General features: G+C 36.8%; 12 protein-coding genes. 3 read left to right on the top strand and 9 right to left on the bottom strand.

Annotation, left to right across the window (positions count from 1 at the left end; genetic code table 11):
- Positions 1 to 375: 375 nt before the first annotated feature.
- Positions 376 to 594 (bottom strand): hypothetical protein, encoded by a 219-nt coding sequence (locus IPO27_12575; protein MBK8847322.1) that lies wholly within the window; start codon positions 592 to 594, stop codon positions 376 to 378.
- 504 nt (positions 595 to 1,098) lie between these two features.
- On the opposite strand from IPO27_12575, the gene IPO27_12570 reads away from it, so the two are divergent.
- The 3 genes from IPO27_12570 to IPO27_12560 are packed head-to-tail and all read left to right on the top strand — an operon-like array spanning position 1,099 to position 1,872.
- On the top strand, positions 1,099 to 1,323 hold the full coding sequence (locus IPO27_12570; protein ID MBK8847321.1) for a hypothetical protein: 225 nt from the start codon (positions 1,099 to 1,101) through the stop codon (positions 1,321 to 1,323).
- On the top strand, positions 1,295 to 1,546 hold the full coding sequence (locus IPO27_12565; GenBank protein ID MBK8847320.1) for a hypothetical protein: 252 nt from the start codon (positions 1,295 to 1,297) through the stop codon (positions 1,544 to 1,546). Before IPO27_12570 ends, IPO27_12565 begins: the two co-directional genes overlap by 29 nt.
- Positions 1,547 to 1,578: 32 nt before the next feature.
- A complete protein-coding gene (locus IPO27_12560) occupies positions 1,579 to 1,872 on the top strand; it encodes a hypothetical protein (GenBank protein MBK8847319.1) in 294 nt (97 codons plus the stop codon).
- A 421-nt stretch (positions 1,873 to 2,293) separates the two neighbouring features.
- Here the strand turns inward: IPO27_12560 and udk are convergent, their stop codons facing one another.
- The 8 genes from udk to IPO27_12520 form a co-directional block, all read right to left on the bottom strand.
- On the bottom strand, positions 2,294 to 2,911 hold the full coding sequence (gene udk / locus IPO27_12555) for a uridine kinase (protein MBK8847318.1): 618 nt from the start codon (positions 2,909 to 2,911) through the stop codon (positions 2,294 to 2,296).
- Positions 2,912 to 3,005: 94 nt separating this feature from the next.
- A complete protein-coding gene (locus IPO27_12550; protein MBK8847317.1) occupies positions 3,006 to 3,380 on the bottom strand; it encodes a T9SS type A sorting domain-containing protein in 375 nt (124 codons plus the stop codon).
- On the bottom strand, positions 3,349 to 3,738 hold the full coding sequence (locus IPO27_12545) for a hypothetical protein (protein MBK8847316.1): 390 nt from the start codon (positions 3,736 to 3,738) through the stop codon (positions 3,349 to 3,351). Before IPO27_12545 ends, IPO27_12550 begins: the two co-directional genes overlap by 32 nt.
- Positions 3,739 to 3,802: 64 nt before the next feature.
- The gene (locus IPO27_12540; protein ID MBK8847315.1) at positions 3,803 to 4,081 is read right to left on the bottom strand and encodes a hypothetical protein; all 279 of its coding nucleotides are present in this window, start codon (positions 4,079 to 4,081) and stop codon (positions 3,803 to 3,805) included.
- Positions 4,082 to 4,209: 128 nt separating this feature from the next.
- A complete protein-coding gene (locus tag IPO27_12535; GenBank protein MBK8847314.1) occupies positions 4,210 to 4,368 on the bottom strand; it encodes a hypothetical protein in 159 nt (52 codons plus the stop codon).
- A 677-nt stretch (positions 4,369 to 5,045) separates the two neighbouring features.
- The gene (locus IPO27_12530; GenBank protein MBK8847313.1) at positions 5,046 to 5,201 is read right to left on the bottom strand and encodes a hypothetical protein; all 156 of its coding nucleotides are present in this window, start codon (positions 5,199 to 5,201) and stop codon (positions 5,046 to 5,048) included.
- Between the two features lie 172 nt (positions 5,202 to 5,373).
- Entirely contained in the window at positions 5,374 to 5,694 is a 321-nt protein-coding gene (locus tag IPO27_12525) for a hypothetical protein (GenBank protein ID MBK8847312.1), read from the bottom strand.
- A 192-nt stretch (positions 5,695 to 5,886) separates the two neighbouring features.
- On the bottom strand, positions 5,887 to 7,341 hold the full coding sequence (locus IPO27_12520; protein ID MBK8847311.1) for a hypothetical protein: 1,455 nt from the start codon (positions 7,339 to 7,341) through the stop codon (positions 5,887 to 5,889).
- Positions 7,342 to 7,507: the final 166 nt, after the last annotated feature.

Here is a 7,507-nt window from a genome sequence, read left to right as displayed (position 1 = left end):
TTTCATCTACCGGCAGGTAGGCAGGTTTATACCATTCATAGTTTTGAAAAAGCCTTTGTGTATGTTTCGTCAAATCGGCACACATTTCGAACGGCAGAAACTTTGGGTGTTTCGCAATCATCCGTGCAAAATAATTCGAGTGCCATGTTTGTATAAACGCGTAGCATGCGCCGCATGGATGAGTATTGAAATGGGAATACATGAATGGTTGTCCCTTAGAAATCGCGCAGCATAAATGTATGACTTACTCTTGCTGACGATGATGGAAAGAATTCATCTTTTTGTGTAACTATCCCCCGTATAGGTAGTTTACACTATCCTGATTTATATTGCGGTATAAGTTGCCTTTTGCAGGTAGGGTTAACATCTTTGATTTCATAATAGGACGAGGGAAGTAATTTTTATCTCGTAATTTCCGGACGATGGGATTATAAATGTTGCGGCAAACTTGGGAACATCGGGGTTCGAAAATGATAAAAGTGGGGTGCTGCCTTTTGCGTTTATTTTATGAACTTGTTGTTGAAGCAGCTTATCATAAACGGTATCTAAATAAAAACTCTCGTCAGAATTAAAGTTGAATTGCAATGGTCTCATGGATGCTATATTCCGAAAAACACGGTGTCACCCTGTGCTTGCAACCTCGCATGAAATAGCAGCAGCCAAAACGGCAACAAAAGTAATAGTTAAATTTTTTTCATGTCTGTAACATGCTTTATATAGAACACCTCAAATAAACAAAAAATTTTTTTTCAAAATAGGATTACTACTTTCGCAGTCCTTTAAAAAAAAACGATTCATCTTGAAAATTGGTATCATCAAAGAAGGGAAAACTCCCCCGGATAAACGTGTAGCCTTATCCCTTTGCAATGCAAACAACTTATACAGCTATACCCGGGCATCGAAATAGTTGTCGACCGAAGTGGCATTCGCAGCATTCCCGATAGTGAATATGAGGCTGCCGGAATAAAAATTAACTAATCATGTATCGGATTGTGATTTGTTATTAGGAATAAGGAAGTTCCCGAAGAGAACCTGCTAGCAGGAAAAAAGTATTTATTTTTTTCGCACACTATAAAAAAGCAACCCCACAACCGCACCTTGCTTCAAACATTATTAAGCAAGAAAATACAAATGATAGACTACGAGTGTTTAGTGGATGAATCTGAAAATCGGATAATTGGTTTTGGCAGGTTTGCTGGCATAGTTGGCGCCTACAACACCATCCGCTTGCATGGCTTAAAGTATGGCTCGTTTACCTTGAAGCCTGCTCAGGATTGTGAGCATAAGGCTGAGCTTGAAAGGAATTGCGCAAAGCGCGATTAAAAAAAAATATTCGTATTGCGTAACCGGTGGAGGCCGGGTAGGTAATGGTGCATTAGAAATTTTGGGAGGCATGAAAATTCGTAAAGTGTCTGTGTATGAGTATATGATGTTCAGCTTTAATGAACCTGTTTACACACACCTCCACCTAATGACTATCAGTGTGCATCAGGATAAGTTACCCTGGAACAGCCCTCACTTTATGCGCATCCCGAAGAATATATAAGCACCTTTAATAAGTTCAACAACAAGACGGATATGCTTATTCACTGTGCATTTTGGCATCCCCTGAGCGCCTCGGTTGTTTACGTTAGAAGATATGGCAAGGCTAACTTTACCATACGTACTATTGGAGACATACCTGTGATATCAATGGCAGTATACCATGCACCACTTTTGCAACTACTATCGAAGAGCCATACTATGAGTGGGAACAGTACGAACGTCAGTATGTTAATGGATTTAGTGGAAAGCTCAATTTCTGTAATGGCAGTTGATAATCTTCCATGTTCGCTACCACGCGATGCAAGCGAAGATTTGGTGCAGAACTAATAACGAAAGTGTTCCCATCATTAATTAAAGCTGAGGATGATGGATTAATTACGCGGGCATCCATAACTAAAGATGGAAAGCTAACCGATCGCTTTACCTATCTTAGCGATTATGTGGCTTAATATAAGATAGTGTAAATTAAAGGATTGCTTAGGGTAGGAGTGTAGTATTGACATTAGGCTATTGATTTCGACTTTGAAATGGTCACGTGTTTATTGAGAAATTTGATTTGCTATAGATGCCTAAGCTATCACGAACTTTAACCTCATGTTAGCCTTCAGTATATTCTAGCGAAAGCAAGGTCTGCAAACAAGTAGCAAGTATGGGTGCTTACAGCCGCAAAGAGAAAAAATTTCTTGATTTTGAAGTTTAATTAAAATTAGGGGCAATATAATAACTGAGTGTGAATCAAAAGACCCAACTACTGATTCGACTTCAACAACTTTTGCAGTATGGTTGCTACCAGCATATTTATGGCCACTTTGTTTTCGCCCCCTTGTGGAATTATAACATCGGCAAAGCGTTTGGTAGGCTCAATAAATTTTGTGTGCATGTCTTTCACTACCGTGTATCTGTTAATTACCTGATGTGCGCTGCGGCCACGCTCGCGCATATCACGTTCTATAATGCGTATGAGGCGGTCGTCAGGTTCGGCATCTACAAAGACTTTTATATCGCACAAGTCGCGCACACGCTTATCTGTAAATAATAAAATGCCTTCTACAATAATTACATTATTTGGTTCTATGTTATTTACTTCTTTTAGTCGGGTGGAAGTAATATAATCGTATAGTGGTTGTTCAATTTTATTGCCCTTGCGTAGTTCGTGCAAGTGATTTACAAGCAAATCAAATTCTATACTTTCTGGATGGTCAAAGTTTATACCCTTCCTTTCCTCAATCGTAATGTGGCTGCTATCTTTATAATAACTATCCTGCGAAAGTATAGCAACCTGATTGAGCGAAAAAGAACTCATCACTTCTTTTACCACTGTAGTTTTTCCGGAGCCTGAACCTCCCGCAATTCCAATTATGAGCATGATTATTTTTTTGCAAAAAATACAAAATGACTTTTGAGTTTCATCATCATATTAAATACGATTAATATAACAATTGAAAAAATCAATAAATATTTCATTCCTTAATAAATTTCTTGGACAACCTTTCCTTATCCGTTTCCAAATATACAACATACATCCCACTCGCCCAACCACTACAATCCACATCCACTGTAGCGTAACCGTTATGTAAGGGCACAAAATTTTGTGCCCTTACCAATACTCCCCGCCCATCGTATATACTCACCGTTACATTCTTCCCTTGCAGCCCACTTGCATTTATAAACAACTTCTCCCATGCAGATATGTAAGTAATTTGAATTACTCCCTCTCCTTTGGAGAGGGCCGGGGTGAGGTTTGTCCACTGCAACGTATCACAAGGTGACCCCAAAAGCCGCCCCAATTCATAATTGGGATTATTAGGCAAAACCATAATAAGTGCGCTTGCCACCGAGGTAAAAACTAAATGGTGTAAAATTGCAATTATCACTATCGGGCTCATTTATTACACTTAGGTTTTCGTTTATATAGTTGTGCACACTATCTGAAAATGGATACATGAATGTGCCAACAGGGTTATACCAACATGATAAATAAATTTTATTGTTTGGCGCCAGTTCTAATAAGCCAGCATAAGCAAGATTTGTTATATCGGCAATTGTATCTTTACTTGCTTGCACATTGGCAGCTTGCAAATCGTATTGGATAACATGATTTAATGAATCATAATCATTATGCAATTGACTTAAATATAAATACCTATTGTTGGCAGAAATTTCTAAATCAAAAAACCATGGAAAGCTATCCACTTGATTTGCAACTGGATTTTCAATTCTTAATTCATTACTTAGTTCTCCATTGCATCTGTTAAAATCAAAAACAGTTAATAAAACCCCTTCGTTCCATACAAATTAATTTACTTCCATCTTTTGAAAATTGAACAGTAGTAGCATTATCAACAATAGCCTCACCATTATGTTGCTCATGGTGCAAATAAACACTATCTGGTGTAACTAAATAAAAATAAAAAGCACTATCGTAAGGTGGTTTTGTCCACTCTCTCACAACCAGCCACCAATCTCTGCCATTGCCATGTTGCACTGCCGCTAAGCCATCCGATGCTATAAAGTTAGTGCCTTGGTAAGGGTACATTTTTTTGAATGACAGCACCACGCCCGCTATCCTGGCTCATGTCAATTATTGAATAGTAAAACCGTGAACCGTAGTAACTCCAGCACTAAACATATAATATTTACTTATATCATTTGGAATAGGAACTGCTACATACCCCTATACCATGCAGTGCCAACTAAGCTATCACCACCAACAGCTATTTTATTTTCCGAATTATAAACTTTTGCAGCTTGAGGATATTGTGCATTTAATGCCTCAATGGACCCTGTTATACTAAATAAATACTTACCTTTTTTATCTGCCACACTGCTCGCACTACCTCTTGAAACACATATTGAAGAATCAATTTACGCCTATTGTATCAAATATTATTATACAGCTATCACCGAACACCCAAACCGAATTTCTGTTTTGGCCACTTAAACAGAATAAATAAAAACCACAAAAACCCAAAGTGCTTTCATTATTATTTTAAAAAAGGGCATCAAAATGATGCCCCATAGGTTACTTGGAAATAATTAATTTGCGTTACCAATACTTAAATCTAAATTGTACAACTGTGCAATGTAAACACCATTGGAATTGAGCTTATCACCATTTTGCGGGATAATGTATTTTCCATTGCATAAGTTGAAGAAACTGTCCTACCATATATATCCTCGCAATAATTATTTTATTAAAGCTTTTATTACTCGAAACCTCAATCTCATTTTTAGCTGGGTTTGGATTTACTTTAATCGTTACTAAATTAAATTTGTTGCTGTTTCTGTCACATCAGCCTTACGCAATCCTAACAAATAATAATCTTCCAGTCTAAATGCAACATAGCACGCGCTATAAACCGCCTCACCGCCTTCAATTGCTTTTGATAAGCGATGCTTTAAGTTGTGCGCGAGTCGCAGAATCTAATTCTAATTGCTCGTTATCTATTACATGGTCGAGATAAATTTGTGAGAGTACTTTTAAATTGGTATTGATTTGATTATTCGTGCTCATCGCCACTTTTTATCTGAGCTGCTTGCTTATTCTTGGCAGCTATGTAATCGCGCACATCTTCAAATTTGCCTATGTTGCTTGCTTCAAGTATCGAAAGATATTCCAAATAAGCCTGGTCGCTGGTGTCAGCCAAGTTGAGCAAGCAACTATCTCTATTGCCTGCACGGTAATACGCTTCATCGTCAGGTAATCGAAATAAACAGTATCCCTCTCCTCCCGCAAGCGTCCGTCGCTTGTGGCGCTATAGTGAATCGAGAATTGTATTGCATACCCGTTAATTTTTACGAAGGATAATTATTTATTTCAATCAAAACTTACTCCTCAACCTTAAGCTCAATTTTATTCTCAACAGCCTTTGCAAACTCCTCCACATTGCAGTAACGTATAGCCTTACCGTTACTAAAAAAAACAAAAACAGAAGATTGCAATTTATTTTCTCTTGCTAATTTTTTAAGCTCATTTAGTTCGGCTGCAGTTTTTACAAACACGAAATTGAATAACATGGGGTTTAATTTTGCTCCCATTACTTCTTCCATAGTGTGGTTTGTTTTTGTTGTGAATATATACACTGTGTGCATATTCATAATGGGCAGGTTGCATGGTTGTGCGTTTGCTTCGTGTGTTGCAATGAACATTGCAAAAAAGAGAGAAATACCAAAATGAGATTTTTCATAATTTTATTTTTTTTTAATTTATTTTTTTAGTAAAAATTGACTTCCCGCTCCCACAACCCCTGAAGGGTATCCAGCCACTTATACAAACAAAATTTTTAATTGTATGCTATTGTTGCGCCCTTTAGGGCAACGGCCAGAGCGAAGGCCGCATTTTCACATCTTTATTATTTTCCCCTGTAAATATATCATTTCCACCCACTCAGCATAACAAATAAATCCCTGTTTTATTTTTTCTAAATCTATTTCTGTTTTTTGTTTCACAATCTCCTGTTGCCAAATTTCTTTACCCATTGCATCCACTATTTTTAAAACATAACTTTCATTTTTAAAATCACTCAACTCAATATTTATTTTTGAGGCAAATGGATTGGGATTGATGCGCATGCTCTTAAAGCCCCCAAGTGGGGGTTTGGGGGTTTCGGGCGTGCCCACCCACTGCAAAGTATCACAAGGACTTCCCAACAACCGCCCCAAACTATAATCCGGATTATTAGGCAAACCCCAGTAAGTTCTTTTACCTCCAAGATTAAAACTAAACGGTGTAAAATTACATGCTGCACCAATGCTATCAGGATAATTAATTACGCCAAGATTTTCATTGTACATATTGCGTACACTATCGGGGTATGGGATTAATGGAAAACCCCAATCATAAGCACAAGTAACATACATTTTATTATCAGGGGCTAGGCGAATTGCGCCTATAGTTACAGGATATTTTATTTGCCAAAGCGTATCGCAACTTGCAGGTATATCAGTTGCGAATAAATTGTATTGCAATAGCATTGAAGTATCATTTGGAAAGGAGTACCAATTTTTGGCTACATAAAACAAACTATCATTAGGTGAGTAAGCACCCTCCCAAAACCATCTATCAATGTTTGAAGTTTGCTCAGGAAAAATAATATTGGGATTTGATAAAATGCCTGTGCAGCGGTCGAAATTGTACTCTGTCATTAGACCAGTGATGTTAATGTTCATCAGCTTATTGCCTTGGTTGTTGAAATATATTTTTTGCAAAACTCTGTCTGTTGCGTTGCCAAAGTCTTGTATTATGGGAGGCGAAATACCTGTTGACGAAACTAAGTAAACATAAAAACGATTTATATAAGTAAAACCAGCATCATTTGAATATTTTGTAATTATCCACCAGTCTTTACCATTACCACTTTTAATAGCTATTAAACAATCGCCAACCCAATCATTGACTATAAGTGGCGCATTTTTGACAATTATTTTTCCAAGGCCACCATTTGCGCTTTTATCAAGTATAGAAAAATAAAATCCCTTTACAGTATAAACACCACTATGAAAAATGTAAAATAAATTTGTATCATCTAAAGTTGGTACAAATAGAATTTGATTATAAAATGCTCTACCATTTAGTCGTGTGCCATTTTCAACTGTATCATTTGTATTATTGCATACACGAGTATCGTCATCAAAACTTGTTGTGCCATTATAGCTATAAAATTGAAGTACGCTATTAGAATCAGAAATACTCGTGCAACTACCACGACTAACTACGCTTGATGCAAATGACAACGGATTAGCTGTATTTACAAAGTTAATACCTGCACTGTCACCAAAGCACCAATTACTATTCATATTTTGGCTGTACGCAAAATTTACAACACAAAATAATATTATCAAATAATTACTTTTCATTTTATATAATTAAAAAAAGGTGCTGTAATGCAGCACCCGTGATAATTATTTGATTAAAATTAGTTTATGGGTTTCTGTATTTATTCCATTTATATATACATGAATA

Source organism: Bacteroidota bacterium (genome assembly GCA_016714535.1).
Lineage (GTDB): Bacteria > Bacteroidota > Bacteroidia > AKYH767-A > OLB10 > JADKFV01.
This window is presented reverse-complemented; position numbering and strand designations above follow the sequence as displayed.